The organism is Rhizobium sp. FG113 (assembly GCF_057809895.1).
The window spans coordinates 19,823-46,396 of sequence record NZ_JBMDKV010000013.1; the positions used below are offsets into that span (position 1 = coordinate 19,823).

At 60.1% G+C, this 26,574-nt stretch carries 23 protein-coding genes and 1 pseudogene; 10 read left to right on the forward strand and 14 right to left on the reverse strand.

The annotated features are described in order from the left end of the window. Window positions 1-66 precede the first annotated feature (66 nt). Window positions 67-1,047 carry a substrate-binding domain-containing protein gene (locus ACODTZ_RS24340; protein ID WP_489028762.1) on the reverse strand — a complete coding sequence of 327 codons (981 nt, stop codon included), beginning with the start codon at window positions 1,045-1,047 and terminating at the stop codon, window positions 67-69. A 274-nt stretch (window positions 1,048-1,321) separates the two neighbouring features. On the opposite strand from ACODTZ_RS24340, the gene ACODTZ_RS24345 reads away from it, so the two are divergent. After that, complete coding sequence (locus ACODTZ_RS24345; protein WP_052214167.1) at window positions 1,322-2,086, forward strand: FadR/GntR family transcriptional regulator; 765 nt, start codon at window positions 1,322-1,324, stop codon at window positions 2,084-2,086. 166 nt (window positions 2,087-2,252) lie between these two features. On the opposite strand, the gene ACODTZ_RS24350 is transcribed toward ACODTZ_RS24345, so the two are convergent. The 7 genes from ACODTZ_RS24350 to ACODTZ_RS24380 form a co-directional block, all read right to left on the reverse strand. Further along, window positions 2,253-3,092, reverse strand: a complete 840-nt coding sequence (locus ACODTZ_RS24350; protein WP_489028765.1) for an HpcH/HpaI aldolase/citrate lyase family protein — start codon at window positions 3,090-3,092, stop codon at window positions 2,253-2,255. Continuing rightward, window positions 3,089-3,541 carry a MaoC family dehydratase gene (locus ACODTZ_RS24355; RefSeq protein ID WP_489028767.1) on the reverse strand — a complete coding sequence of 151 codons (453 nt, stop codon included), beginning with the start codon at window positions 3,539-3,541 and terminating at the stop codon, window positions 3,089-3,091. Before ACODTZ_RS24355 ends, ACODTZ_RS24350 begins: the two co-directional genes overlap by 4 nt. Then, entirely contained in the window at window positions 3,541-5,400 is a 1,860-nt protein-coding gene (locus tag ACODTZ_RS24360; protein WP_489028769.1) for an acetyl/propionyl/methylcrotonyl-CoA carboxylase subunit alpha, read from the reverse strand. Before ACODTZ_RS24360 ends, ACODTZ_RS24355 begins: the two co-directional genes overlap by 1 nt. A 26-nt stretch (window positions 5,401-5,426) precedes the next feature. After that, window positions 5,427-7,022: a carboxyl transferase domain-containing protein gene (locus tag ACODTZ_RS24365; protein ID WP_489028771.1), complete on the reverse strand. Its 1,596-nt coding sequence runs from the start codon at window positions 7,020-7,022 to the stop codon at window positions 5,427-5,429. After that, a complete protein-coding gene (locus ACODTZ_RS24370; RefSeq protein ID WP_489028773.1) occupies window positions 7,022-8,185 on the reverse strand; it encodes an isovaleryl-CoA dehydrogenase in 1,164 nt (387 codons plus the stop codon). The genes ACODTZ_RS24365 and ACODTZ_RS24370 overlap by 1 nt, the downstream gene beginning before the upstream one ends. Before the next feature lie 105 nt (window positions 8,186-8,290). Beyond that, window positions 8,291-8,968: a gamma-glutamylcyclotransferase gene (locus tag ACODTZ_RS24375; protein WP_489029044.1), complete on the reverse strand. Its 678-nt coding sequence runs from the start codon at window positions 8,966-8,968 to the stop codon at window positions 8,291-8,293. Window positions 8,969-9,046: 78 nt separating this feature from the next. After that, window positions 9,047-9,883 (reverse strand): alpha/beta fold hydrolase, encoded by an 837-nt coding sequence (locus ACODTZ_RS24380; RefSeq protein ID WP_489028775.1) that lies wholly within the window; start codon window positions 9,881-9,883, stop codon window positions 9,047-9,049. On the opposite strand from ACODTZ_RS24380, the gene ACODTZ_RS24385 reads away from it, so the two are divergent. Then, window positions 9,882-10,466 (forward strand): hypothetical protein, encoded by a 585-nt coding sequence (locus ACODTZ_RS24385; protein ID WP_489028777.1) that lies wholly within the window; start codon window positions 9,882-9,884, stop codon window positions 10,464-10,466. The two genes, ACODTZ_RS24380 and ACODTZ_RS24385, sit on opposite strands and share 2 nt — an antisense overlap. Here ACODTZ_RS24385 and ACODTZ_RS24390 read toward each other — a convergent pair. Then, window positions 10,391-11,239: a MurR/RpiR family transcriptional regulator gene (locus ACODTZ_RS24390; RefSeq protein ID WP_209234186.1), complete on the reverse strand. Its 849-nt coding sequence runs from the start codon at window positions 11,237-11,239 to the stop codon at window positions 10,391-10,393. The two genes, ACODTZ_RS24385 and ACODTZ_RS24390, sit on opposite strands and share 76 nt — an antisense overlap. A gap of 101 nt (window positions 11,240-11,340) precedes the next feature. Here ACODTZ_RS24390 and ACODTZ_RS24395 point away from each other — a divergent pair, with 101 nt between their 5' ends. The 8 genes from ACODTZ_RS24395 (at window position 11,341) to repC (ending at window position 20,280) form a co-directional block, all read left to right on the forward strand. Beyond that, complete coding sequence (locus tag ACODTZ_RS24395; protein WP_489028779.1) at window positions 11,341-12,078, forward strand: 5-formyltetrahydrofolate cyclo-ligase; 738 nt, start codon at window positions 11,341-11,343, stop codon at window positions 12,076-12,078. Window positions 12,079-12,124: 46 nt separating this feature from the next. Continuing rightward, on the forward strand, window positions 12,125-13,096 hold the full coding sequence (locus ACODTZ_RS24400; RefSeq protein ID WP_489028781.1) for an ABC transporter substrate-binding protein: 972 nt from the start codon (window positions 12,125-12,127) through the stop codon (window positions 13,094-13,096). Beyond that, complete coding sequence (locus ACODTZ_RS24405) at window positions 13,096-13,866, forward strand: ABC transporter ATP-binding protein (RefSeq protein ID WP_489028783.1); 771 nt, start codon at window positions 13,096-13,098, stop codon at window positions 13,864-13,866. Before ACODTZ_RS24400 ends, ACODTZ_RS24405 begins: the two co-directional genes overlap by 1 nt. Next, window positions 13,856-15,439, forward strand: a complete 1,584-nt coding sequence (locus ACODTZ_RS24410) for an ABC transporter permease (RefSeq protein WP_489028785.1) — start codon at window positions 13,856-13,858, stop codon at window positions 15,437-15,439. Before ACODTZ_RS24405 ends, ACODTZ_RS24410 begins: the two co-directional genes overlap by 11 nt. Before the next feature lie 19 nt (window positions 15,440-15,458). Next, window positions 15,459-16,214 (forward strand): 5-formyltetrahydrofolate cyclo-ligase, encoded by a 756-nt coding sequence (locus ACODTZ_RS24415; RefSeq protein WP_489028787.1) that lies wholly within the window; start codon window positions 15,459-15,461, stop codon window positions 16,212-16,214. A 473-nt stretch (window positions 16,215-16,687) separates the two neighbouring features. Then, window positions 16,688-17,923 carry a plasmid partitioning protein RepA gene (repA, locus tag ACODTZ_RS24420; protein ID WP_489028789.1) on the forward strand — a complete coding sequence of 412 codons (1,236 nt, stop codon included), beginning with the start codon at window positions 16,688-16,690 and terminating at the stop codon, window positions 17,921-17,923. After that, the gene (repB, locus tag ACODTZ_RS24425) at window positions 17,920-18,912 is read left to right on the forward strand and encodes a plasmid partitioning protein RepB (RefSeq protein ID WP_489028791.1); all 993 of its coding nucleotides are present in this window, start codon (window positions 17,920-17,922) and stop codon (window positions 18,910-18,912) included. Before repA ends, repB begins: the two co-directional genes overlap by 4 nt. Window positions 18,913-19,065: 153 nt before the next feature. Continuing rightward, the gene (gene repC / locus ACODTZ_RS24430; RefSeq protein ID WP_489028793.1) at window positions 19,066-20,280 is read left to right on the forward strand and encodes a plasmid replication protein RepC; all 1,215 of its coding nucleotides are present in this window, start codon (window positions 19,066-19,068) and stop codon (window positions 20,278-20,280) included. Between the two features lie 731 nt (window positions 20,281-21,011). Here repC and ACODTZ_RS24435 read toward each other — a convergent pair. The 5 genes and pseudogenes from ACODTZ_RS24435 to ACODTZ_RS24455 form a co-directional block, all read right to left on the reverse strand. Then, on the reverse strand, window positions 21,012-21,491 hold the full coding sequence (locus tag ACODTZ_RS24435; RefSeq protein ID WP_489028795.1) for a hypothetical protein: 480 nt from the start codon (window positions 21,489-21,491) through the stop codon (window positions 21,012-21,014). 1,886 nt (window positions 21,492-23,377) lie between these two features. Then, window positions 23,378-24,781 carry an NAD-dependent succinate-semialdehyde dehydrogenase gene (locus tag ACODTZ_RS24440; protein ID WP_489028797.1) on the reverse strand — a complete coding sequence of 468 codons (1,404 nt, stop codon included), beginning with the start codon at window positions 24,779-24,781 and terminating at the stop codon, window positions 23,378-23,380. A 124-nt stretch (window positions 24,782-24,905) separates the two neighbouring features. Continuing rightward, window positions 24,906-25,712 (reverse strand): helix-turn-helix transcriptional regulator, encoded by an 807-nt coding sequence (locus tag ACODTZ_RS24445; RefSeq protein WP_209234196.1) that lies wholly within the window; start codon window positions 25,710-25,712, stop codon window positions 24,906-24,908. Between the two features lie 62 nt (window positions 25,713-25,774). Then, a pseudogene (locus ACODTZ_RS24450) lies at window positions 25,775-26,131 on the reverse strand (integrase); the annotation flags it as partial. After that, complete coding sequence (locus ACODTZ_RS24455) at window positions 26,131-26,418, reverse strand: DUF7673 family protein (protein WP_209234197.1); 288 nt, start codon at window positions 26,416-26,418, stop codon at window positions 26,131-26,133. The pseudogene ACODTZ_RS24450 and the gene ACODTZ_RS24455, both read right to left, overlap by 1 nt. Between the last annotated feature and the right edge of the window lie 156 nt (window positions 26,419-26,574).

Genomic DNA, 26,574 nt, shown 5'->3' on the forward strand with positions numbered 1-26,574 from the left:
TTATGGAGCGATGCCGCCGGTTGGGCCGGCGGCCTCTTTCTTCAAGGCAAGCGAGAGGATCCGCGATCAGGGGATGCCGTCTGCGTGTGCCTTCAGCCAAGCCTTGCCGTCGTCGGAAGACTTGTAGAGGTCGATGTCGTAGGCAACCTTGATGTCGGCCGGAGCCTGCCCGTCAATGGACTTGATCGCCTGAGCCAGAGCCAATTTGCCCAATCCCTGGCCGGAGATGTCGACCACGGCCTTGATGACCGTGAAGTCTGAAAGTTCCTGTGCAATTTCGGTGGTCATGTCGCCGCCGAAGACGACAACCTTGCCGGTCTTGCCCTGGCTCTTGACCGCGCGAGCGGCGCCGAGCGTAGCGCCACCGGCCTCGCCGAAGAACGCATCGATATCCGGGTTGGAGGAAAGCATGGTGCTGGCGACGGATACCGCCTTGTCCAGAACGGCACCTTCCTGGTTCGCGACGATCTGAGCGCCGGGAACCTTGGCCTTCAGTGCATCTTCAAAGCCCTTGCGGCGCGTGACGCACACTTCGACGAATTCGCAATTGAGGACCGCGATCTTCGGCGCATCCTTTTTCTCGGCGATGAAGTAATCGGCCGCTGCCTCGCCGAGCTTGTGTCCAAAGTCGTAGGGGTCGCCGACGGCATAGGCGGAGATATATTCCTTCATGTCGGCGTCGTTGAGGCAGGTATTATAGCAGACGACCGGGATGCCAGCGTCATGCGCGCGGCGGATCGCGCGGTAGGAGCCGTCGGCAGAAACGGGTGAGACGATGATCGCTTGAACGCCGGCGGAGATCAGTGAATCGATGAACGACGATTCCTTGCTGACATCGCCCTGCGCATTGGTTTCCACCACGTCCAGTTTGCGCCCGGCGTCGTTGGCGCCTGTCTGAATACCCTTGCGGACGCCGGCATAGAAACCCTGGGCATCCATGTAGATCGCGCCGACCTTCAGGTCCTTGTCCTGCGCAAAGGCAGGGGCTGCGCTTGAGGCAGCAAGGGCGCTAATCGCCGCCAATGCGACGCGTCTGAAAAGCTTCATTTTTTCCTCCCAACAAAATTGACCACCGGCGAAGACCAAGGCTCATCTGCCGCCCTCTCCACGACGACCGGAAACTATTCATCATCGTACAAATGTCAATATAAATACGATTTATTTTTAGAATGTCGCCTACGTTTGGCGCCGGATGGCCGAAAATGCCTGAGTTCTCGTCAAATTAGCGGATAATAAATCGTATTTATTTGACGATTTATCGGTGATTGACTACTGCTGCGTGTTGCGGGTATTTGCAGAATATGAATCGGGAGGGACACGAGTGGCAGGCGCAAAGACGGCACGCACTCTGACGGAAGACGGCGACCCAATCGCAGCACGCGGAAAGCGCAGTGTCCGCGAGGCGCTTCTGCATCACTTCGTCGAGAAGATCGTTTCCGGCGAGATGGCGGAGGGCTCCACCTTGCCCAACGAGGCTGAGCTTACCGAGCGATTTGGCGTCAGCCGTACGAGCTTGCGCGAGGCGATGCAGTATTTGTCCGCGCTCGGGCTTGTGCGCTCGCGTACGCGGGCGGGAACGACGGTGCTGCCACGCGAGAACTGGAACTATCTCGATCCGCTGGTTCTGGATGTGCTGCTGTCCATCGGCACCGACGAGAACTTCTACATGTCACTGATCGACGCTCGCCAGCTGCTTGAACCCGCCGCCGCCGCGCATGCGGCCGCGAATGCAACAGCGCGCCAACTCTACCAGATCTCCAAGGCCTTCGAGGACATGGTCGAGGCCAATTCACGTGACAACGAGGCCTGGAGTCGCGCCGACCTGGAGTTCCATACGGCCATTATCGATGCGAGCGGCAACTGGGTCTATCGCCAGTTCGCCAGCGCAATCCGCGCCGCGCTTCTGGCGAGCTTCCGTCTGACGAACCGCGCCAGCCAGTCACACGAGCAGGCGATCCTGAAGCACCAGGACGTGCTTGAAGCAATCAGAATGCGAAGGCCGGAAGCCGCCCGGCACGCGATGGAGCAGCTGATCGGCGTTGCCCGAAGCGAGATCACCGATGCGCTTCGCAAGGTTCGCGTGTGACTACAAGGCTGTTGTCGGCGCGAAGGTTTCATTCTTCCGGCCGGTGACGTCTCATTGATCTGACCGCGCTATCGCTCATTTCCGAGAGTGGCGACACGATTGGCAACGCGGCGGCTTGGCGGCGTCGGCGCCGTTCGAAACTGAACGCCGCTTCGTTCGCCAGCACTTACGCTGGTCCCGTCGCAAGCTCCAGTATGCGCCGCGCTTGCCGCAAGTGGGGCGCATCGATCATCTGGCCATCGAGTTGAAGTACGCCCTTCTCGGGGTTCGCTTCGAATGCCGCGACGATGGCTCGGGCCTTTTCGACGTCGGCTTGCGTCGGCGAGAAGGCCTCGTTGATAACGGGGATCTGAGAGGGATGAATTGCCATCATCCCGGTAAAGCCATCGCAGCGCGCCCGGTGCGCGTAGCGCCGCAGGCCCTCCAGATCGCCTAATGCCGGGTAGATGGTCTCGATGGCAGCGGCGCCGGCGGCGTGACCGGCAAACAATGTCAGCGAACGCAGCATTTCATAGGGATGGGTATAGCTGCCATCCTCATTTCGTGACCGTGTGGCACCGATCGCCGCTGGCAGATCTTCCGCCCCCCAAGTCAATCCCAGGATGAGGTGACGAACGGCCGCATAGCTTCCAAGCTGGAAGATTGCTGCGGGCGTCTCCGTCGCGATCGGCATGATCGGCACACCGGGGGCGAGCGCCGCCAAGGCCTCGACACTTGCACTGCCCTCGGCCTTCGGCAAGACAAGCGCGTCGGGCCGGGCATCGAGAATGACCGCGAGATCCTGCTCCAGAAGGCCACTACCGAGTGAGTTCACCCGCACGAAGAGCTTGGCCCGCCGTTCAGCCGATCGCAGGAAAGTGGCGACAGCCGCTCTCGCTGCGGGTTTCTCGACAAGCGCAACGGCATCTTCCAGATCGAGAATGAGGGCATCGGCGGAAAGCGTGAGCGCCTTCTGCATGCGATCCGGCCGGTCGCCCGGCACGAAGAGCAGTGAGCGTAGCCTCATGCCGGTCTCCTTTGCACCAGTGCGGTGCGCAGGCATCTGCAAACCACTTCGCTGCGCTGATTGAGCAACTCGTGCTGGAAGGTGACGATGCCGGCCGTCGGTCTCGATCGGCTGTCTTTCAGATCGGCGATTTCGGTTTCGGCGCGCATCGTATCACCGATGAAAACAGGCTTCGGCATGACCAGCTTGTCGTAGCCCAGATTGGCAACCAGCGTGCCCAACGTCGTATCCGCAACTGAAAGCCCGATCATCAGCGCGAAGGTGAAGGTGCCATTGACCAGTATCTGGCCGAATTCGCTTGCCTTCGCCGCTTCCGCATCGATGTGCAGTGGCTGCGGATTGTGGGTCATGGTGGAGAACAGGAGATTGTCTGTTTCGGTGACCGTGCGACGAATCTCGTGCGTAACCCTGTCGCCGATGGTCCAGTCCTCGAAATGACGCCCGGCCATCACTGGTCTCCTTCCAGCTGCATGAGAATACCGCCTTCGACGACCTGGGCATCGGCAAGGACCTTCATTTCCGAAACGACGCCATCGAACGGTGCGCTCAGCGTCTGCTCCATCTTCATTGCCTCGATGACGACAAGGGGCTGACCTCTGGCCACCCGATCTCCTTTGGCGACCATGAGCGCGATCACCCTCCCCGGCATCGGCGCAACGATTGCGCCATCGGAATGGCCGGCGCTTCCTTCGGCATGACCGGCGCGTCGCGGCCCGAAAGCCCAGGCTTCGCCATCCAGAAAGAGCACGCCGGCATCGGTCACGGCCGGCTCGCCACCATCATCGCGCAGTTCCACCCGATAGGCTGCACCGCCGACCTCGACGCCGATCTCCCGCGACGGCGGTGCGTTCATCCGGAAGCCGCTTGCCGTCGTCCATATATCGCCGCCCGGTTTCGGCAGGATCGCCCGTGCCGCCGCTTGCAGCACGCGCTCGCTGGGTTCGGTCGGCGGGACCAGATCGGTCGCGTGTCTTTCGATGAAGCCGGTATCGACCGCGCCGGCGCGAAAATCGGGATGATCGAGCGTGCGCGCAAGGAATGCGGCGTTGGTGCGCACGGCCCAGACCTCGACACCCGCTGCCGCACGGGCCAATCGCCGCGCCGCGTCTTGGCGCGTTGCACCATGGCTGATCAGCTTGGCGATCATCGGATCGTAGTAGGCGCTGATCTCGTTGCCTTCCTTGACACCGCTGTCGACCCTGATGCCCTCGGGAAACCTCAGATGGGTCAGCCGTCCGATTGACGGCAGAAAACCGGTCGATGGGTTTTCGGCATAGAGCCTCGCTTCCATCGCCCATCCGTTGATCGATAATTGCTCCTGGCGCAGGGGCAGCGGCTCGCCGGATGCCACCAGGATTTGCCACTCCACCAGATCCTGGCCGGTGATAGCCTCGGTCACAGGATGTTCGACCTGCAGCCGGGTATTCATCTCCATGAACCAGATGCGATCGGCGCGAAGCCCTTCGGACGCATCCGCGATGAATTCGATCGTCCCCGCGCCGACATAATCGATCGCGCGCGCTGCTTGGACCGCGGCCTGGCAGACAGCCTCGCGCGTCGACGCATCCATGCCCGGCGCCGGCGCTTCTTCGATGACCTTCTGGTGCCGACGCTGAAGTGAACAATCGCGCTCGAACAGGTGGACGACATTTCCGTGCGTGTCGCCAAACACCTGGACCTCGATGTGCCGAGGCGAGAGGATATATTTCTCAAGCAGTACCCGGTCATCGCCGAAGGCGGCAACGGCTTCACGCCGGCAGCTGTCGAGCGCCGCCACAAATTCCGCGGCGCTATCGACCCGACGCATCCCCTTGCCACCGCCACCGGCGACAGCCTTGATCAGAACAGGATAGCCGATCGCATCCGCCTCGCGCTGCAGCCGCTCGTCCGCCTGGTCCTCTCCGAGATAGCCTGGCGTGACCGGGACGCCCGCCGCGATCATCCGCTTCTTGGCCGCATCCTTGAGGCCCATGGCCCGGATCGAAGCCGCCGGCGCGCCGACCCAGATCAGACCGGAGGCCGTGACCCGCTCTGCGAACTCGGCATTCTCCGACAGAAAGCCGTAGCCCGGATGAATCGCCTTCGCGCCGGTCTGGATCGCGGCCTCAATGATCCTGTCGGCGTTGAGATAGCTGTCCCTGGCCGATGCCGGCCCGACGCACACCGCCCCGTCCGCCTCGCGAACGAAGGGCATGTCGCCATCGATCTCGGAGTGCACGGCGACGGTGCGGATCCCTAGCCGTTTCGCCGTTCTTATGATCCTCCTCGCGATCTCGCCGCGATTGGCGATCAGCAGGCTGTCTATCACGGTCTCTTCTCTCCCTGGCTCTCCGGCTACATGCGAAACAGGCCGAACTGGGCGCGCTCCGGTATCGGCGAATTCAGCGTCGCCGCGAATGCCAGGCCGAGCACATCGCGCGTCTGAGCGGGGTCGATGATGCCGTCGTCCCATAGCCGCGCGGTGGCGTAGTAGGGGTTGCCCTCGTCCTCGTATTTTTGCCGGATCGGCGCCTTGAAGGCTTCGGCCTCATCAACGCTCCAACTCTCGGCATCGCGATGCACGGTCGCGAGAACCGAGGCGGCCTGCTCGCCGCCCATGACGGAAATGCGCGCATTCGGCCATGTGAACAGAAAACGCGGCTGATAGGCGCGGCCGCACATGCCGTAATTGCCCGCGCCGAAGCTGCCGCCGATCAGCACCGTTACCTTCGGCACCGATGCCGTTGCCACCGCCGTCACCAGTTTCGCGCCGTTCTTGGCGATCCCCTCTGCTTCATACTTCCCGCCGACCATGAAACCCGAGATATTCTGAAGGAAGAGCAATGGTATGCGCCGCTGACAGGCAAGTTCGATGAAATGAGCGCCCTTCAGTGCGCTCTCGGAGAAGAGCACGCCATTATTGGCGAGAATGGCAACGGGGATACCCCAGATCCGCGCAAAGCCGCAGACCAGCGTGGTGCCGTAGAGTGCCTTGAACTCCTGCAGCTCCGATCCGTCGACGATTCGGGCGATGACCTCGCGGACGTCGTAGGGCGTGCGCACGTCTCGCGGAACGATGCCGTAGAGCTCCTGCGGATCGAGCTTCGGCGGCTGTGGCTCGGCCACCTCGATATCCACCCGCTTCGGCCGATTGAGCGTGGCGACGATGTCGCGGACGATCAGAAGCGCGTGCTCGTCGTTTTCAGCGACATGGTCGACGACGCCGGATTTCCGGCCATGCGTATCGGCGCCGCCGAGTTCCTCGGCCGATATGATCTCACCCGTCGCCGCCTTCACGAGCGGCGGGCCGGCGAGGAAGATCGTTCCCTGGTTGCGCACGATGACGGTTTCGTCCGACATCGCCGGCACGTAAGCGCCACCCGCCGTGCAGCTGCCCATGACGCAGGCGATCTGGGCGATGCCCGCCGCCGACATTTGCGCCTGATTGTAGAAGATGCGCCCGAAGTGATCACGATCGGGAAAGACCTCGGCCTGATGCGGCAGGTTGGCGCCACCCGAGTCCACCAGATAGATGCAGGGCAGCCGATTTTCCCAGGCGATCTCCTGCGCCCGCAGATGCTTTTTCACCGTCATCGGAAAATAGGCGCCGCCCTTCACGGTCGGGTCGTGCGCCACGATCATGCATTCGATGCCCGAGACACGGCCGATGCCGGCGATCATGCCCGCGCCGGGCGCCTCGTCGTCATACATGCCATTAGCGGCAAGCTGTCCGATCTCGAGAAACGCCGAGCCGGGATCAAGCAGGCGCTGGACGCGGTCGCGCGGAAGCAGTTTGCCGCGTTCGACATGCCGCTCGCGATGTTTCGCAGAGCCGCCCAGAGCTGCCTGCGCCACCTTGGATCGAAGTGCCTCCACCAGAGCGAGATTATGCGCATGATTAACTGCGAACGCTTGCGAGCTGGGGTCGAGCACCGTCTGCAGCTCCGGCATCAGCCCCTCCCCTCGCCACCTATGACTTCGCGCCCGATCAGCATCCGGCGCACCTCGTTGGTACCGGCGCCGATGTCGAGCAGCTTCGAATCCCGCCAGTACCGCTCGACCGGCCAGTCTTTCGTATATCCCGCGCCGCCCAGCGCCTGGATTGCCTGCTCGGCCACTTTGACCGCACTTTCGGATGCATAAAGAATGGCTCCGGCCGCATCATGCCGCGTCGTCTTGCCGGCATCGCAGGCTCTTGCCACCGCATAGACGTAGGCGCGAGCCGAATTCAGCGCCACGACCATGTCCGCCACCTTCGCCTGGATCAGCTGGAAACTGCCAATCGGCGCACCGAACTGCTTGCGCTCCCTGACATATGGAAGCACCACATCGAGGCAGGCCTGCATGATGCCGAGCTGAATGCCGGAAAGCACCACGCGCTCGTAGTCGAGCCCGGACATCAGCACTTTAACGCCGCCGTTCAGCGGGCCCATGATGTTTTCCTCCGGAACGAGGCAGTCGTTGAAGGCCAGTTCCGCCGTCGGCGATCCGCGCATGCCGACCTTGTTGATCTTCTGGCCGATCGAGAAGCCGTCGAAGCCCCTCTCAACTACAAAGGCGGTAATGCCTTTGGAGCCAGCATCGGGAACGGTCTTGGCATAGACGACCAGCGTCTCGGCATAAGGCGCGTTGGTAATCCAGAATTTGGTGCCGTTCAGGCGGTAACCGCCGTCAACCCTATCGGCGCGCAGCCGCATCGAGACGACGTCCGAGCCGGCACCTGCTTCCGACATGGCAAGGCTGCCCACATGCGCGCCCGATATCAGAGATGGAAGGTATCGCTGCTTTTGTTCAGCCGATCCCCAGCGCGAAATCTGGTTGATGCAGAGATTGGAGTGCGCGCCGTAGGACAAGCCGACCGAAGCCGAGGCACGGCTGATTTCTTCACAGGCGATAACATGTTCGAGATAGCCAAGCCCAAGGCCGCCATGGTCTTCGGGCACCGTAATGCCATGAAGGCCAAGCGCTCCCATCTCGGGCCAGATCTCGACCGGGAACCAGTCCTCCTCGTCTATCCTCGCGGCAAGCGGGGCAATACGATCTGTCGCAAACCGATGTGTCGTCTCACGGATCGCCTCCGCCATTTCGGATAACCCGAAATCCAACTCCAGCATGTCGCCAGTCCTCCCAGACTGCGATCATGCTACCGCGACGAATGCGATTAGTAAAATCGTATCAACGCCATCGCCTCACGACGGCTTACCGGACAGGATGGTAGGCTACGCCTTCTGGCGCGCCAAAATCTCGGCCGCGACCAGCGCCTGCAGGCGCCACAGGTTGCGGTCGCGGATGCCCTCCGCTTGAAGATCGACGATCGTATTGTGAAGGTACTCTGCGCAGGAGCCGCCCTGACCGCAGGCTGCCGCGATCAGCGAAGACGCTTCCGCCACCGGCAGCGGTTTCGTCAGCCCGGCCCGCTTGGTGCTGGCCCAGAATGTCAGGGCTTTCTTAGAGCCGCTTTCGGTCCTCACCGGAAGCCACCGCACCATGTCCACCACTTCGCTATACTTGATCTCGCGCGCGACGAGAGCACGCAAATCCTGGCGGCGGCGATCGGCTGAGAGTTCGAAGACGATGCCATCGCACTGGCCGCCGTGCTCAAGCGCCATCATCAGGCCGGGCTGCTCGCTGGTTGCGCGCCACCGCTGAATTTTCAAGGAGAACGACCTGTGCCAGCCATAAGCGGTTGCCCGTTCGCGGCTGGCTGGTTCGAACTCCGGGTTCCAGATCAGGGAACCATAGGCAAAGACCAGAAGAGGCTCACCTGCCGCTTCACGTTCGATCCTGTCGACGAGATCGTCAAGCTCAGCTTCCGAGAGCGGTGTCCAACCCGGTTCCGGTCCATCATCACGGACATCGCGGATGGTCAGGGCAACAAGTTCGGGCGTCAGCTGCATGGTGGTATCGATCTGTATCAGGTCAAGGAACTGGAGTATCTGGCCGCGGCAGATGTCCGCCACGGCCAGGTTTTCGTTTTAGGACTGCACGAAAGCGAGCAGGTCGGCGTTCAGCACATCGGCATTGACGGTCAGCATGCCATGCGAGAAGCCCGGGTAGGTCTTCAGCGAACCGTTCTTCAGAAGCTTTGCCGACTTCAGTGCGGAGTCCGCGATCGGTACGATCTGGTCGTCTTCACCATGCAGGACAAGCGTTGGAACGGTGATCGCCTTCAGGTCTTCCGTCTGGTCGGTTTCGGAGAACGCCTTGATGCCGTCATAGTGCGCCTTGGCACCGCCCATCATGCCCTGGCGCCACCAATTCTGGATCACGCCTTCCTGAACCTTCGCGCCATCACGGTTGAAACCGTAGAAGGGACCGGCCGGGACATCGCGGAAGAACTGCGCACGGTTGGCGGCGAGCGCGGCACGGAAGCCGTCGAACACTTCGATCGGCAGGCCCTCGGGGTTGTTTTCGGTCTTCAGCATCAGCGGCGGTACTGCCGACACCAGAACAGCCTTGGCGACGCGACCGGCCGGCTGGCCGAACTTGGCAACATAGCGAGCAACTTCGCCGCCACCGGTGGAATGGCCGATATGCACGGCGTTCTTCAGATCCAGCGCTTCCACGACGGCAAAAGCGTCGGCGGCATAGTGGTCCATATCATGACCGTCGGCGACCTGGGCGGAGCGGCCGTGGCCACGGCGATCATGGGCAACGACGCGGTAACCCTTCGACAGGAAGAACAGCATCTGCGCATCCCAGTCATCCGACGACAGCGGCCAGCCGTGGTGGAAGACGATCGGCTGTGCGTCCTTCGAACCCCAATCCTTGTAGAAGATTTCGACGCCGTCCTTGGTGGTGATGGTAGCCATGTCAGTATTTCCTTCTGTTTTAGTGTTTGTGGGTGCAGCACTCGCTGCAAAGGCAAAGGCGGGTGAGATTGCCATGGTCGCTGCGGCTGCACCGGCGGAGAGCAGTGCGCTGCGGCGCGTCATGGAAGAAAAAATCTCGGTCATTTCATATCCTGCAATTTTGTCGTTTCAAGCTTCAGACGACGCTGTTGCTCGGCTGATGACTGGAAATTGCCACGGATCGAGGTGCGCAAACAATTGCACTAATATTTTCGATTCAATTGCGTTATTTGCAACAATGAGAGAGAAGGTTTCCGGGATGAACGACGATGGGAGACTTCTTGGTCGGTCACGAGCTGATCGCGCGTCGATCCCGCAAGCCGTTGATCAAGGCGGGCGCTTCTGCCCCACCTATGATTTGCCTAACTCAATTGCCTCAGTTCTCTTACGCGATGTGGCTGGTGGTTTGCCAGCTCGAACGGATCATCAGTCCTCAACGCCGGAAAGGCCCGGCTGCGAGCAAGCGTCTCAGCCGAAATCACCCAATTCTTCGTGGATGGCCGAAATGATCTCGGCGCGCTGCTGCGCGGATCGACCGGCGTGAGCAGCGTAGGTCAATGCCAGAAGTCTTACCGTGCTGAGGATCGTCGTATGCGATGGACCGAGGGCGAAGCTTGCCACATGGCAGGGCAGAACGACATTGGAATAACGTTGAGCCTCCAGCATCGAGGTGCGGTCGGTGATGGTGATGACATTGAGACGGCTCGTCGCGGCATGGCTGAGAATCGGCCGCAAAATCGGCTGATGTGGCGGCAGCGTTACCAGGATCAGCACGTCCTTCGGGCCGGTCATGGCAAGGTCCTCGGCCCACGATCCTTGATTGATGCCGAGGATCATCACATTGTGACGAAGCCGCGAAAAGACCAGCCGCGCATAGCGCGCGACGCCCTCTTCGGTGCCGAGGCCTAATATCCAGACCTTCGGAGCGGCGCCGATCAGTTCTGCGGCCTGGCGTACCTTGTCGGAGCGCATCTCCTCGAAGGTCTTGGTCAAATTCTTCAGCTCAAGTTCCAAATGGGCGCCGATCGTGCGGCCAAGCGCAACCTGTTCGGACTGGGTAACGGAATAGCCATAAGGTTCGGTGCGATTGCGTTCCTCACGGGCCTGCAGTTTCACCTCATTGAAATCCGCGTAGCCGAGATGCTGGAAGAAGCGCGCGGCAGTCGCCTTAGAGACGCCGGCCATCTCAGCGATCTCTGTCGCGGAATGGGTGAGGATATCATCCTGCCGATCGAGGATGAGCTGGGCGAGCTTCTGCTCGCCGGCGGTCAGCCGCGAATGGCGTTCCTGAATGCGTAAGACAAGACGCGAGGCCATGATTTCTCCGGGTTGCCGCTCTGCATAAAAAGATTAGCAGCCCTCTTGCAATAATGAAACTGTTGTTTCAAAGGTATGAAACATTGAAACAGGGGCCAAGAATGGCGCAGCCTCGCGTAATCCGGCAGAGAATTTGGGATAGCCTCAAGGCTGTCGCGCGGCCGGACACGCGATTCCATATGAGTTTCAGCGAATTCATTCCCGATTTCGAAGGCGTGGAGCAGGCAACGGACCGGATTGCCGGGCTTGACGCCTGGAAGGCGATGAAGCTCGCCTTCGTCACCCCCGACAATTCCATGACCGAACTGCGACGGCGGCTGATTGCCGAGGGCAAGGCCTTCGTCATGTCCACCTACAACATGCAGCGGGGCTTTCTCTACATGGCGCCCGGTATCGTGCCGGCCGAGGCGGCGGCTTTCGCAGCCTGGCTCGATGGCATGGAGCATTTCTCCCGCCGTATCGATCTTGCCGAGCTGACCACGATCGGCCGCTTCGACTTTCTCGCGACAGGCGCATCGGCGGTGACCAGCGACGGTATCCGCTTCGGAAAGGGCCACACTTATTTCGATCTTGAATGGGGCATGTTCACCGATCTAGGGCTCGTTGACGAGAAGACGCCGGTCGCGGCTATCGTGCATGACGTGCAGGTGGTCGATGAGCAGCTGAGCCCGAGCGAGACCGACATACAGGTCGATTATATCGCCACACCAAGCCGACTGGCCACAGTCGAGCGCCGCAGCCGGCGCCCCCGCGGCATCAAGTGGGATGACCTGGCGCGCGACGAGATTTTCGAAACGCCGCCGCTCAAGGAACTCGCCCACATGCGTGGCATCGTTTGACGAAACATCACTGACGCTTCACCCAAAGACCAAGGAACAGCCACCGATGCATCTTACACTCAACCGCCGCCATTTCATGGGCCTGATGGGCGCCGCAGCGACCATGCCGATGATGAGCCGCATGGCCTCTGCCGCCACTCCGTTCAATTTCCAGGCCTCCTGGATCAACGATGCCGAATTCGCCGGCTATTTCCTCGCCGCCGACAAGGGCTACTACAAGGAAGCCGGCCTTGAGCTGGACTATCTCTCCGGCGGCCCGGACGTCATCCCGGAAAGCTCGATCATTGCCGGCAAGGCCGACCTGACGCTGACGACGCCGGACACGACGATCAAGGCGATCGTCGAACAGGGCGCGCCTTTCAAGATCATCGGCGCCCAGTACCAGAAGAACCCGATCGGCATCGTCTCACTGGCCAAGAACCCGATCAAGGAACCGAAAGACCTGATCGGAAAGACGCTTGCTGTTCCGCCGGTCAACGTCATCTCCGTCGAAGCCATGCTGAAAATTTCCGGCGTCGACCGCGCCCAGGTCAACATCGTGCCTTACGCCTACGACCCGACCCCGCTGATCAAGGGCGAGATCGACGCTTCGGTCGATTTCACCACCAACGTGCCTTTCACCATCAAACAGGCCGGCGAGGAAGCCACCTCCTTCTTGCTGTACGATTTCGGCTTCACCATCTTCAACGACACCGTCGTCGTCACCGAAGAGACGTTGAAGGCTAAGCGCAAGGAAATCGTCGCCTTCCTCAAGGCTAGCCGCAAGGGCTGGGACGAAAACCTCAAGGATCCGGCGGCTTATCCGAAGACCTTTGCGGACAGCTGGTTCAAAGGCACCGGGCGTTCGATTGAAAACGAGGTCTATTTCAACACCGCGCAGAAGCCGCTGATCGAAAATGCCAAGGGCGTCTATGCGATGAGCGAGGAAGCGATTGCCGCCAATATCGAGGCGCTCGCCGCCGTCGGCATCACCGCCAAGCGCGAACACTTCGACACCACTGTTCTCGAAGAAATTTGATGACCTCTGCAACCGGCATTACGCTTGAAGCCGTCTCGCGCTCCTTTCAGGGGCGCGGGGCTGTCGTTCAGGCGCTCGACAATGTTTCGCTCGGTTGTCCCGCAGGCTCGTTCACGGCGCTGATCGGCCCGTCCGGCTGCGGCAAGTCCACCATGCTGCGCCTCGCGCTCGGCCTTGATGACGCAACATCGGGCGAGATCGGCATTGCCGGCATGAAACCGCAGCAAGCGGCGAAAGCGGGCCTGACCGGCGTCGCCTTCCAGGATGCCGCCCTGATGCCTTGGCGCAGTGTCGAGGAAAACATCGCATTGCCGCTCGACGTGCTCGGCCGCAAGCGCGCCGATTTTTCCGCAAAGATTGCAGAACTGATCGCCCTCGTCGGCCTGAAAGGTTTCGAGAAGGCGCTGCCCGGCGAGCTTTCCGGCGGCATGCGCCAGCGCGTGGCGATTGCCCGCGCCCTCGTCACCGATCCCAAGGTTCTCTTCCTCGACGAACCGTTCGGCGCGCTCGACCAGATTCTGCGTCGTCAGATGAATCTAGAGCTGCAGCGCATCTGGATGGAAAGCCGCGCCACGACCCTTCTTGTCACCCATGGCATAGACGAGGCCGTCTTCCTCGCCGACCGGGTTGTCGTCATGCAGAGCCGGCCGGGTCGTATCGGCAAGATCGTCGACATCCCGCTCGCCCGCCCGCGCCTGCCGGAAGTGTTTACGACGCCGGAATTCCATGCGCTGGAAGATCAGGTTGCGGAGGCGCTGGATGGCCACTGACCAGGCCACAGCGACCGGCTTCCGGCATTGGTCCGCTCTCAGAAACGCGGCGATCCTGCTCGTCCTTTGGGAAGTCCTTGGCCGCTTCAAGCTCGTCGCCGGTGGCGCACTGCCCGCCCCGACAGACGTTCTCCTGCGCTTTTGGTCGGACCGCGGTGATTATCCGGCCCATATCCTCGCCACCTTCCAAGGCGCATCGTTCGGCTTCCTGATTGGCAACGGGCTTGCCATCCTCGCCGGCATTCTCTTTGCCGTCTCGCCGGTTGCCGCAAGGCTCGGGCGCGGCCTCAATGTCGCGATCTTCGCACTGCCGCCGATCGCCATTTCGCCGATCCTCGTCCTTACCTTTTCCGGCATGACGCCGCGTGTCGTGCTCGCTGCACTCGGCTGTTATTTCGTCACCATGAGCGCCACCGTCACCGGCATCAGCCAGACGGACCGCCGCATGCTCGACGTCGTGCGCGCTTATGGCGGCGGACGGCTTGCGCTTCTGCGCCTCGTCGAAATCCGCGCCGCCCTCCCCGCGATCCTCGCCGGCCTGCGTGTTGCGGCACCAGCCGCCGTGCTCGGCTCGATCCTGGCGGAATTCGGCGGCGGCGGCCGTTTCGGTCTCGGTGCCTATCTCATCGGCTCGCTTGGCCGCGCCGATCCCGCCCGCCTCTGGGGTATCGGCCTTGCCGCAACCGCCATGGCGCTGATCGCCTATGGCATTTTCGCGCTTATCGAGGCCCGCCTCACCCGCTCCACCCGCGCCGTCACCGTCGCCGCCACACCGCCCGGCATCCGTTCCGAGGGCGGTCTCGTTTCGATGATTACCATCACCCTCACCTCGATCGCCCCCCCCTTTATCGTCTGGTGGCTGCTGTTAAAGGTGCTCGGCACACCGGCAATGATCGCCAAGACCCCGGCCGCCGTCTTCGATTATCTATTTCTCGCCCCCTCGGCGACCTCGGCCCAGACGCGGCTCCTTGCAGCGCTCGGCCAGACGCTGCCGATGACACTGATCGGCATGGCGGCAGGCCTCGCCTTCGCTTTCCTCTTGGCGCTCGCCTCCGTCGTGCGTCCCGGCATCATCCGCTCGTTCATGCCGGTGGCGCTGGTCACGCAAACCATGCCGCTCGTGGCGCTGACCCCGCTTCTCGTTCTGCTTCTCGGCCGCGGGCCTTCGGTCATCCTCTGGATCACCATTTCGGTCACCTTCTTCCCGGCCTTTGTCACGCTGGCGCAGGGGCTCGGCATGGTGTCGCGCGGCGCGCTCGACGTGGTGCGCGCCTATGGAGCCAGCCCCCTCACCCAGCTGAGGCTGGTCTCGATCCCGGCATCCCTGCCCTATCTTTTCGCCGCCATGCGGCTTGCCGTGCCGCGCGCGCTTTTGGGCGTCATGATCGCCGAATGGCTGGCGACCGGCACCGGGCTCGGCAATCTCCTGAACCAGTCGCGAGGCTATCTCGACTACGGCATGATCTGGACGGTCGCCCTGGTGTCGGTCCTCATCTCGGCTCTCTTCTATCAAATCGTCATCATCATCGAACGGCACGTGCTGCGCAAACGCGGCATGCAGCCGGCGACCTGAAGCATTACAAGGAGTTTTCATGACCACCGCAGCCGAAATCGCCGATCACAAATCATCCGTGCGCGAACGCGTATGGACCGAGTTGCGCAAGGTCGCTGTCGCCGACAGCCGCTTCCACTTCGATTTCGGTGAATTCATCGCCGATTTTGAGGGCGGAGAGGAAGCGGTCGAGCGGCTGACGGACAACGCCTACTATCGCGATGCCAAGCTGATCTTCATCACGCCCGACAACTGCCTCGACCGTCTGCGCCTCAAGGCGCTGCAGGACGGCAAGGTCGTGCTGATGACCACTTATTCGATCAAGCGTGGATTCTGGCTGCTCGATCCGGCCAAGATCGCGCCGGAACTTTATCTCTACGCCTCCACCTTGGATGGCATGGAGCGGATCGGACAGCATCTGACGCTGGCCGACATCCAGGCAACACTGCCGGATGTCGACTACATGGTCACGGGTACCGGCGCCATCAACCTGGAAGGTGTCCGCTTCGGCAAGGGGCATGGCTTCTTCGACGCCGAATGGGGCATGCTCTACCAACTCGGCCGCATTTCGGTGGAGACGCCTTGCGCGGCCGTCGTCCACGACTGCCAGGTTCTTTCCGAAAAGCTGATGCCCGACGTCTATGACACCGTCGTTGACGTCATCTTCACGCCGACGCGCACGATTAATGTCAGCAGCCCGCACAAGCCGACCTGCGGCATCATCTGGGATCGTCTCGACCAGCATATGTTCGATACCATCCCGCCGCTGCAAGAACTGAAGGCCATGGGCCTCTGACGATCGCTCCGAAGCCGCTGCTTGCGGCGACCTTTGCTGAACAAGCAGCGGCTTCGGATTGTTGAATCGATCTCGCCACGCTCGAATTGCCCGACTTTTCAAGCGTTGGACGGGTGAGCGCAGCCCGCTCTCACCTCACCGACAAGGCTGCGGCCAAGGCGCACCGGTATTCTGCTCCCTAACAATAGTGCCATATCAATCATGTCGTCTGGATGCTGAAGGGCGACATTTCGGCCGCGCACCGAACGCCGGATTTCGGCAATCATCACGCTCCCAGATCCTGTACCATACTGCGAGGTCCGGATTCTTCGCCAAGGGCATAAAAAGCTGTTCGTTTTCGACGGCGGCGAAGCGAGTCGAATTCCGTTAACTTTAAAAGGCTTGCAAGGGAGAGAGAATCGCGGCACTCCTGAAATGCGGAATTTTGACGTTTCCTGGGTGTTTTCCGCATATGTGAGCTGATGGGCAAATTGATGACGAAGACCGCAAGCGCCGGCACTAGCCGCTCTCTACCGCTCCGATCCAAGATCGCGAGCCATTCCGCATCGCTGTCGGCTAAGCTCCAGGAGCATCAATCCAACATTTTCCCGCCCCATGCGCGTAAGACTATCCGGTCCTTCTCACCATCGGAAGCAGCAAAATTGTTGGGGGTGGCCGAAGGCTATCTGCGTACAATCGCTGTCGAGCTTGAGAAGAAAGCGTCGGAAGGCTCCGAACGCGACTTCAGCCCAGCGCTTGCAGGCGGGCGGCGAATGTATTCTGTGCAGGATATTGCCGCGATGCGGGGCTATCTCGACAAGCCCGCACGCTCGAACGGCCGCTATCTTCCGCACCGCCGTGATGGCGAGGAGCTGCAGGTCATTTCGGTGATGAATTTCAAGGGCGGCTCGGGCAAGACGACAACATCGGCGCATCTTGCGCAATATCTTGCGCTGCGCGGCTATCGTGTTCTGGCCATTGACCTTGACCCGCAGGCGAGCCTTTCGGCCTTGTTTGGCAACCAGCCCGAACTCGACGTTGGCGAGAACGAAACGGTGTACGGTGCCATTCGCTACGACGAAGAGCGCCGCCCAATCCAGGAAATCATTCGCGGAACCTATATTCCCGAACTGCATATAATTCCGGGCAATCTCGAGCTTATGGAGTTTGAGCACGACACGCCGAAGGCCCTGCTTCAGCGCAAACCCGATGACGTGCTCTTCTTCGCCCGCCTGCAGGCGGCGATCGGCGAGGTCGAGGATGCTTATGATGTGGTTGTGATCGATTGCCCGCCTCAGCTCGGCTTTCTCACACTTTCGGCCCTGACCGCCGCAACCTCTGTCTTGATCACGATCCATCCGCAAATGCTGGATGTGATGTCCATGAACCAGTTTCTCGCGATGACCAGCGCCCTTCTCGATGAAATCGCGGAAGCCGGAGCGCAGGATCGGAACAACTGGATGCGCTACCTTGTCACGCGCTTCGAGCCGACCGACGGCCCGCAGAACCAGATGGTTGCCTTTCTTCGTTCGATGTTCGGCGAGGATGTGCTCGTCAATCCGATGCTGAAAAGTACCGCAATTTCCGACGCAGGCATTACAAACCAGACTCTTTTCGAGGTTGAGCGCAGTCAGTTCACCCGATCGACCTATGATCGCGCGCTGGAATCGATGAACAACGTCAACGCCGAGATCGAATCCCTGATCAAGGCGACATGGGGTAGATCATGAGCCGGAAGAACCTTCTATCCATGCTCCACAGCGAGCCAAAGGACGGACAGCCAGCGGCCCCTCCCCCGCCCTCGCGGCCGCATCTTGACGCCACGAAATCCAAACCGATGGCTGCCGTCAGCAAATCATTGGGTGATCTGAACGATCGCAGCCGGCGAGCCAACGAGATCGAACGGAAGCTGGCCGAGGGCCAGGTCGTGGTCGAGCTCGAGACTGCCAGCATCGAGCCATCATTCGTGCAGGATCGCATGGACGGAGATCTCGATGGTCTCGTCGCCTCGATCCGTGAGCAAGGTCAACAGGTCCCCATCCTGGTTCGTCCTCATCCAAGCGAGCCCGGGCGCTACCAGGTTGCGTTCGGCCATCGCCGATTGCGCGCGCTCATCGAGTTGGGCCTTGAGGTCAAGGCCATCGTTCGTGACCTGACCGATGAACAGTTGGTTATCGCGCAGGGACAGGAAAACAACGAACGCGAGGATCTGACCTTCATCGAGAAGGCACGCTTCGCTGCGCGTCTTAAAGAGCGGTTCTCACGAGACGTGATTACGGCGGCCATGTCGGTTGACAAGAGCGACCTCACGAGAATGTTCAATATCGTCGATGCCCTGCCGGCGGATCTGATCGATGCGATCGGTCGCGCGCCGGGCGTTGGGCGCCGTAGCTGGATCGAACTGGCTGAACTCCTCGAAAAAGCGCCATCGCCGCAGGATGTGACAAGCTTCGCGCTCTCACTTCGAGCCCTGCCGTCACAGGATCGTTTCAAGGACACGTTGGCGCACCTCAAGCCCCGCCGAATCGAGCGGGGGATTCCCGACGTACTTGCGGCACTTGATGGGCAAAGGCTCGCTCAGGTCAAACAAAGCAAGGCGAAGGTGGAGCTGACAATCGACAGGAAGGCGACGCCTGATTTCGCCGCTTTCGTACTTGAGCAGCTGCCCACGCTCTACGCAGATTATCGTGCAAGACAACAAGCGAAGAAGGAAGCGTAACCCGCAAAAGAAAAGAGCCCCCAAAACGTCGCCGTCTCGGAAGCCCCTATCTGTCTAGCACCAGTAGAATCGCATTTCCGGGAATCATCGTCAAGAGTCTTTGGCATCGTTTTGATGAGTGAATTTCTTTTGCCTGCTGAAAGGTGAAAGACGATGCATACGGGGAATGTGACGACGCCATTCGGGCGGCGGCCGGTGACGCTTGCCTTGGTCCGGCGTCAGCAGGCTGTCGCCGAGCTGAAGGCGGGAAAAACAGCGGATAAATGGAAGGTCAAGCGGGACGCGTCGGCGGCCATGCAACAGCTGGGGCTTCAATCGAACAGCCTGGCGGTTCTCGACGCTCTGTTGAGCTTTCATCCAGACAATGAGCTGCGCGAGGACGCACAGCTTATCGTTTACCCCTCGAACATCCAACTCTCCCTCAGAGCCAATGGAATGCCGGGTTCGACGCTGCGTCGGCATCTTGCGCTGCTCGTCGAGGCCGGCTTGATCGTGCGAAAGGACAGCGCGAACGGCAAACGCTATGCTCGTAAAGATGACGCGGGCGATGTGGAGAGTGCTTTCGGCTTTGACCTCTCCCCTCTTCTCGCACGATCAGAAGAGCTCGCGATCATGGCACAGGAGGTCATCGCAGCACGCGCAGCCTTGCGCAAGGCGAAAGAAGACCTGACGATCTGCCGGCGCGATGTTCGAAAACTGATCTCTGCGGCAATGGAAGAGGGAGCCGAAGGAGATTGGTATGCGGTAGAGGCTGTTTACGTAGGCATGATTGGACGGTTGCCGCGAGTGGCAACAATCGAAATTGTCGTCAGCATACTCGAAGAGATGCGGCTACTGAGGGAAGAAATCCTTAATCGACTGGAAACACAGAATAAATTGGATTATTCTGGCACCAATGCTGCTCACGATGAGCGCCACATACATAATTCAAATCCCGAATCTCCTATAGAATTTGAACCACGCTCTGAAGAAGAGCTGGGGGCGAAGTCGAATGAAAACAGCCGACCGAGGAGCGAGCCGCTCAAGGTGTTCCCACTGGGTACTGTTTTGAAGGCGTGCCCGCAGATAGTTGACTACGGTCCCGGCGGAACCATCGCGGCCTGGCGGGATCTGATGTCAGCCGGCGTGGTCGTGCGGTCGATGATGGGGATTAGCCCTTCGGCCTATCAGGACGCGTGCGACGTGATGGGACCGGAAAATGCAGCCGTCACGGTTGCCTGCATGCTTGAACGAGCCAACATGATCAATTCTGCTGGCGGATATCTGAGAGATTTGACCAGCCGCGCTGAGCGCGGTGAATTTTCTCTTGGGCCGATGATCATGGCGCTGTTGAAAGCGAATGCGGATTTGGGCCGTAAGGTTGGATAGTAGAGCCCTTGGGGACGAGAGCGCTCGATTGGCCGTGGCGGCTAGATTGTCAAAGCGTAGGTTAAGACGCGGTGTTGGATATCCGAGTGCGCAAGGCTTTGACGACAGCTCGTGTCGAGCATCAGTGTGGTGTTGCGAGGGAAGAGATAGCTGGGGCGCCGTCAGTTGTCGGCGAGAGCGCGGAGGTCTTCAGATCGCGTATCCGAGCCGCGCTCTGAAGTAATTGTGCAAACGATCGATCGTTCACGCCGTCGGCTCGGTTCACCTGTGCTATCAATGGGTCGATCAGCATCTGCTGAATTGTAGGTTCCCAATCCACTGTTTCATGCTCCGTTGTCATGACGCAGGATTATCACCCAAAGACGACGCAGATGTGTGGCAAGGGATCACGTCTCGGTTACCGGCGCTGGACGAGCCGGATAGGGCATCGAGTTGGATTCGCTTATCTGGAACAGATCCAAAGAGGATGCTGGCTACCGGGTAAGATCTGTAGACCTGAAGGACCGCTCTGCAACGCGATGACCGTTCTTAGAGCGGAGTGGCAAGATGCTCTGTCACGGAATTGAGGGCAGCGATGCTTCACGACAGCAAAGCTTATTCGTACCCATCGCAAGTCCGTACTGCGAAAGATATTGATCCGGGAATGACGAAGATAAACGAGACGATCGGAAGCATCGTGGACGGCACATATGAATTCCTCATTGATCCCCTCCCCTCCCCTAACCTATCCTTCACCGCAATCGACACAATCTTGAGAGCTGCGATTGCGCCCAGTCTCTTGCTAGGTCCTGGGTATCCGCGAGCCCGGATAGGAGGCCGCCAACGCCGTCGTCGATATCCATGCGGGCGTCCGTTATCCTGCAGGCCGCGGTGTCGAGCGTGACGTTCACTGTCACCTTCCCCTCGATCGGTTCTAACTGGAACAACGCGTTGTCGTCGGTTTCGCAGGTCAGAAGTGCTTGAGCCCTTATCGACGTCAGGCCCCCCGCATTGCGGCAGATTTCGGCGGATATGACGTTGAAGCTCCTTGTTCGATTGGGGCCGACCGGTATTTGTTCACAGAGACGAGCATTTGAGATCGCGTGGGCGACAGCCGGCCACTCGCTATTTGCCATAACCGATGTGCAGTTCGCCCAAGCGGGCGTTAGCGACAGCCAAAGCAATCCTGCTGACATGCACACGATCCGGTAAGATGCCTGGTCGAAACTCATCGCTACCTCCTCTTGCGCTCCGAGAGGATGAGACTTGTTATTCCCGGGTTTTTGATGGCGACGAACGGCACTGTTTTTGATGGTGCGCGGACGCCGAGCTGGGTGAGGGTCCCGCGCCCGATCTGAGGTCCTGGCTAAAGTTTAGGTCGAGACAGAAAATCTTTCTCCGTCGAGCCAGTCCACCCTGCTTCCTGATCGCTGTGGCTAGCATCTACCAAAGGCTAATCGTCGTCGCTGTAGATGGCGTCGATCGACGGCGCTGGTAGAGAGTGCTTTGCTGTCCGCGAGACGACGGCATTCTCAGACGCTATGCTATGGCGCAAACGTTGGTCCGTACAGGCTGAAGACGCCCCTCCCCTGCCCTGAGCACCCCATGGTCTCTGTTACTGTATTAGGCAGTCAGTCGCTGACACTTGATGCTGCGCCTCGACACGCGCTCGCAGGAGCTAACGCTGCTCTCGAGCGAAATCGAATGCGGCCGACGCGCCTCTGCGATACGTGGCTTTGATGGATGCTTTGTTGTCCTTCTTTGCCAATCACCGCGACCTTAGGACTATTGTCTGAAGTCATTGGATGCAGATTGTGATTGGATGCCATATGACCTGTTGGTTTAAAAAACATAATTATTTCAATTGGTTAGCTTTGTGGGCCGCGGCCCACACAGATCAAATTGGCCCCTATTCTTTGTCATCCGATATTTACAATGATTTCAATATGTTAAGTCTGTGGGCCGCGGCCAACTGCCAACAGCGATGCGGTTGAGTGATGGCGCGCTCGGCGAAAATAATCGCTGGCACAAGGTACCACCAAGCATACGGGCCGCTACGGGAGTTTGTCACACAGCGATGCATCGGTTGCCGTTTCTCCCGAGTGGGTGTTGGCCTCACCTAAGCCACAACATCGCTGGCAGCTACAACGCATTGATGGTGCCGTGATCTTACGACTGTGGGCCAACGTCGCCAAGGCGATCGCGGCTGGTCTTTCTGTACTCGTGATAGAAGGCCGAGATCAGTTCATGCGATTCTACGCATTCACGCCGTCGCTCTGGTCTATGCTGGTGAACGCCCTCCTCCGCAAAGGCTTGCAGCAACAGTTCCACGTCTCCTGGGAGCTAGCGCAACCTGGCTCGCGGTGCGGGCGTTGGAAGTTCGATCTCAACCGGCCGGCCTGAAACGCAATCACATTGAACGGAAGATATCGTTTAGGGACTTCGACTTATGTCACCGTCGCCATCTGCTGGCTGTTGACTGACTCTGAAACGCGCCCTGCCCGCCCTGATCCCGCGTTGGCCAGGTAGGTGACCAAAGTCTCGGCGGCGCGCTGCGAACCACTGAACGGTCCGCAAACGGCGGATAGACCGGCGAGCAAAAGATCGTGTCAAACCCGACTCGAGCAAAAGCTTTGAAACTGGTCGAAGACTAGCCTAAATCCGCTATCTACAGTAGATGTGACAAAATCGGCGGACTGAGCCGAGCAATGAAGTCGAAGGCGGGCAAGGCGTGGCTAACCGAACGGCTTGCAGGCGCCGGCGGGATGCTGGCAGCTTTGATTCCACTCGGGTACTCGCTGTATGAGCGTAGGCAGGCCGACGTCTCATCCGGGTGTCGCCAAGTTTCGGCAAACTGGCTACGCGTTGGGCTTAGAGCGAAAGCTTTCCAAGGTACAGATTCTTGCCCTCCGGCTTGATACTCAGGAAATGGGTAAAGATCTGGAGCGGTGGATAACGGGCTTTCATAAGGCAGCGAAGCCGTTAACTCGGCAAGGAGGTCTTAATGGCGCAGACCCATGATAGGATGCTTATCAGCGAGACAGCTTGGCAAAAGGCTATGGCCCGCGAAGCCGTCAATCAGCCCCGCATAGTGCGATACGGCCCGTAACTGCTCAGCCTAACCGAGCGTTCTGGCCCAGACGGCTTGTGCGTTGGTGAACTCGCGCAGGCCGAAGTGAGAGAGCTCCCGGCCATAGCCGCTTTTTTTGACCCCACCGACCGGTATGCGAGCATTTGTTGCGCTGAAGCCATTGATGAAGACACCGCCGGTTTCGAGGCGACGAGCGAGGCGCTTTGCCAGCGCAACATCGCTGCTCCAAAGATTGCCACCAAGGCCGTAATCACTGGCGTTGGCAAGTTCGATGGCGTGCTCGATGTCGTCGGCGACGGCGATAGCGGCAACTGGACCAAAGGTCTCTTCGGCAAAAGCTGTCATGCCAGGGGATACGTTGGCGAGTACGGTGGGCTCATAGAAGTTGCCGGGGCCTTCGACAATTTGCCCGCCCAGAAGCAAATTCGCGCCCTGCTGGATCGTCTTGCACACTTGGCCATGGAGCTCCTCGCGCAAGTCGTGTCGAGCCATGGGTCCGATCTGGGTATCAAGATCAAAAGGATCGCCTACCTTCAGCGCTTTCGCACCCTCGACAAACTTGCGGGTGAACTCTTCGGCGACCGGTCGCTCGATGATGAAGCGTTTGGCCGCGAGACAAACTTGGCCTGTGTTCTGAAACCTCGCTTCGAGCGCCGCCTCTACGGCGAGATCTATGTTGGCGTCGGCCAAAACAATAAACGCGTCGCTGCCTCCCAATTCGAGCAGGCTCTTTTTGAGCGCTCTGGCGGCCGTTGCGGCAACCGCGGCGCCGGCACGCATGCTGCCGGTGAGGGTGACGGCCGCGATCCTGGGGTCCTCTATCACACTGGCGACCGCATGGTAATCGGCATTGAGGTTTGCGAACAACCCTTTCGGAAAGCCAGCGACCTCAAAAGCCCGCTGCAAGGCATAGGCCGAACCCATGACATTGGGAGCATGCTTGAGAAGGAAGCCATTTCCTGACAGCATGATCGGCGCTGCGGCGCGGATGACCTGCCAGAGTGGAAAGTTCCAGGGCATGACGCCGAGGACAGTGCCGATGGGCAGGTAGGACACATGGACCTCGTCGTCACCATCAACGTCGACCGGTTCGTCAGCAAGGATCGCAGGACCATGGCTCGCGACCCACTCGATGGTCGCTGCGCATTTTTCAACTTCGGCTCGAGCAGCACCAATTGGCTTGCCCATCTCACGGGTAATTAATGTCGCCAGCTCGTCAACGCTTTCGCGCAAGGTCGTTGCGAGGCGGCGGTAGGTCGCGGTGCGCTCCGCCATCGGCGTGTCCCGCCACAGGCGATATGCTGTCGCACCGCCTTGCAAGATATGTTCAATCGCCTCAGCAGTGTGGAACGGATAGATTTCGATGACCGCGCCGGTCGTCGGGTTTTGTGAAATGGCCCCGGCGGGGGCGGTCGCTGTGATGGCATTCATGAGGGTCTCCTGGGTTCGCCGGCGTAGCCGCGCGCGAACAGCATGATGCCGTTCAACCGCACGAGAAGCGCTGTTGAGCACTCAGTAGTCTGGGGAATGCCGTGCAGTAAGGCGTGTTGTGATCCTATGAGTCCGAGTCATAGGCAGCCTTCCGCGGAATATAAGTCACTAGCGAAAGGTCAGGCCGCCCCTCCGGAGAAAGCGCCACATATGTAAACTCGACATGCCCATGGATGGGATGGTTTAGGCGCTTGCGGCCTTCATCGAAACCTTGAACATTTGTGTCAGGCCACCAAGAGCGAAATTCCTCGCTGAGCTCATTGAGCTCAGCGATCAAGCGATCGAATGGCGCCCTGTCCTGTGCCTGCGCCCGCGCCGCCCTGAAAGCTGAGATCATGCCACGCGACATTTGCTCCCAGTCGAGGATCAGCGTCCGATAGGGCATGTACAGGAACAGTAGGCGCAGGGTGTTGCGTTCGTGGGGCAGGAGAGAGCCATAATCGACAAACATGTCGGCAGCTGCATTATTCCACGCGAGAATGTCGAACCGGGTGTTGCGGACATATGCGGGGATTGGTTGGATCGCATTGACCAGGTCGCGTAGGCCATGGCTTAGCGTCCCGCCAGTCTCAACAGGCGGCGCTCCCCGGGAGGAGAGGGCTGCGAGGTAGGCCGCCTCGACGGCGTCAAGTCTGAGAACACTGGAAATCCGAGCCAAGGTGTCGGACGACGCCTGGATGTCGCGGCCCTGCTCCAGCCACGTGTACCAGCTGACGCTGACACCGGCGAGCACGGCCACTTCCTCTCGTCTCAGCCCTGGAGTGCGTCGTAAACCAGCCGGAAGACCGAAGTCGTGCGGATCAAGTTTCGCACGCTGGCCGGACAGGAAAGCGCCCAGTTCGCGACGTTGATCTAGGGAAGGCTTCTTCATGGTGATTTTGCCAGGCGCTGCATGCTGAAACCGTGCCCTCTTTGTTTCGGTCGGGCCCTGGACTCGCAGACCTCGGCCGACATGTCATGATGTGGATCATCTTCCCGTCGCTGCGGATCCCACAAATGATGGGCGACGAATTTCAGCAGCAGCGCTTCCGGCGCCGGCCAGGGGAGGGGACTGCCGGTTGCCTCCAGCCCCCAGGCTTCAAGATAGGCGAGATCCGAGGTGATGGCGCGGAGGGTGTTGTCGCCCATTCCCTCGTTGACGAGGTGGCGCAGCGTCTCGATGTCCTGGTCGGTCAGCGGCTCGGCGAGTTCGTCGCGACGCTCGATCGGCAACACCGCGGCTATAGTGTCGAGCTCGACGGCTCGCCGATCGGCACCGATGAGGGCCGTGGATTTCCGCTTCGTCACCATCAGACGATCTCCACGTGCGGCCGCCAGCGGCGGATGATATCGACGATCTCCGGCTTGTAAGCATCCGGATAGGAGAGCGTTTCTTCGCGGGCCATCCAAGTGAAGACGGTGATCACGTCTTCGCAGACGTCGCGGTCGAGATCGGCAAGGTCTGTCAGGTCGAAGCCGCCATGAACGTCGGCATTCCACCAGGCGAGGATGAAGTTGGCCACCCGGCGGCTCTGGCTGGTATCACCATTGGCGACGTTGAGCAGCTTTTCGAGCGCGAAACGGACGCGATCTTCCATATCGAAAACGCCTCTGAATATAGGTTTTGGCTCAGACTAAGTGTGTCTGTGCGCTCAATCTAGCTGATAAGATTAACTTGAGCCCTATCCGGTGCGCTGGCAGCCGTTCTTCAACTTCGAGAGGGATAGTGGCCTTGGCCTCGCTTCATGTTGGGT

Bases quoted from the DNA above. Each gene is read 5' to 3' on its own strand.
- repA (WP_489028789.1), top strand. From the start codon at position 16,688: ATGACGAAGACCGCAAGCGCCGGCACTAGCCGCTCTCTACCGCTCCGA.
- ACODTZ_RS24390 (WP_209234186.1), bottom strand. From the start codon at position 11,239: ATGGCCTCGCGTCTTGTCTTACGCATTCAGGAACGCCATTCGCGGCTG.
- ACODTZ_RS24365 (WP_489028771.1), bottom strand. From the start codon at position 7,022: ATGCCGGAGCTGCAGACGGTGCTCGACCCCAGCTCGCAAGCGTTCGCA.
- ACODTZ_RS24380 (WP_489028775.1), bottom strand. From the start codon at position 9,883: ATGGCTACCATCACCACCAAGGACGGCGTCGAAATCTTCTACAAGGAT.
- ACODTZ_RS24395 (WP_489028779.1), top strand. From the start codon at position 11,341: ATGGCGCAGCCTCGCGTAATCCGGCAGAGAATTTGGGATAGCCTCAAG.
- ACODTZ_RS24435 (WP_489028795.1), bottom strand. From the start codon at position 21,491: ATGAGTTTCGACCAGGCATCTTACCGGATCGTGTGCATGTCAGCAGGA.
- ACODTZ_RS24350 (WP_489028765.1), bottom strand. From the start codon at position 3,092: ATGAGGCTACGCTCACTGCTCTTCGTGCCGGGCGACCGGCCGGATCGC.
- ACODTZ_RS24445 (WP_209234196.1), bottom strand. From the start codon at position 25,712: ATGAAGAAGCCTTCCCTAGATCAACGTCGCGAACTGGGCGCTTTCCTG.
- repC (WP_489028793.1), top strand. From the start codon at position 19,066: ATGCATACGGGGAATGTGACGACGCCATTCGGGCGGCGGCCGGTGACG.
- ACODTZ_RS24375 (WP_489029044.1), bottom strand. From the start codon at position 8,968: ATGCAGCTGACGCCCGAACTTGTTGCCCTGACCATCCGCGATGTCCGT.
- ACODTZ_RS24405 (WP_489028783.1), top strand. From the start codon at position 13,096: ATGACCTCTGCAACCGGCATTACGCTTGAAGCCGTCTCGCGCTCCTTT.
- ACODTZ_RS24410 (WP_489028785.1), top strand. From the start codon at position 13,856: ATGGCCACTGACCAGGCCACAGCGACCGGCTTCCGGCATTGGTCCGCT.
- ACODTZ_RS24400 (WP_489028781.1), top strand. From the start codon at position 12,125: ATGCATCTTACACTCAACCGCCGCCATTTCATGGGCCTGATGGGCGCC.
- ACODTZ_RS24340 (WP_489028762.1), bottom strand. From the start codon at position 1,047: ATGAAGCTTTTCAGACGCGTCGCATTGGCGGCGATTAGCGCCCTTGCT.
- ACODTZ_RS24355 (WP_489028767.1), bottom strand. From the start codon at position 3,541: ATGGCCGGGCGTCATTTCGAGGACTGGACCATCGGCGACAGGGTTACG.
- repB (WP_489028791.1), top strand. From the start codon at position 17,920: ATGAGCCGGAAGAACCTTCTATCCATGCTCCACAGCGAGCCAAAGGAC.
- ACODTZ_RS24370 (WP_489028773.1), bottom strand. From the start codon at position 8,185: ATGCTGGAGTTGGATTTCGGGTTATCCGAAATGGCGGAGGCGATCCGT.
- ACODTZ_RS24385 (WP_489028777.1), top strand. From the start codon at position 9,882: ATGTCAGTATTTCCTTCTGTTTTAGTGTTTGTGGGTGCAGCACTCGCT.
- ACODTZ_RS24440 (WP_489028797.1), bottom strand. From the start codon at position 24,781: ATGAATGCCATCACAGCGACCGCCCCCGCCGGGGCCATTTCACAAAAC.
- ACODTZ_RS24455 (WP_209234197.1), bottom strand. From the start codon at position 26,418: ATGGAAGATCGCGTCCGTTTCGCGCTCGAAAAGCTGCTCAACGTCGCC.
- ACODTZ_RS24415 (WP_489028787.1), top strand. From the start codon at position 15,459: ATGACCACCGCAGCCGAAATCGCCGATCACAAATCATCCGTGCGCGAA.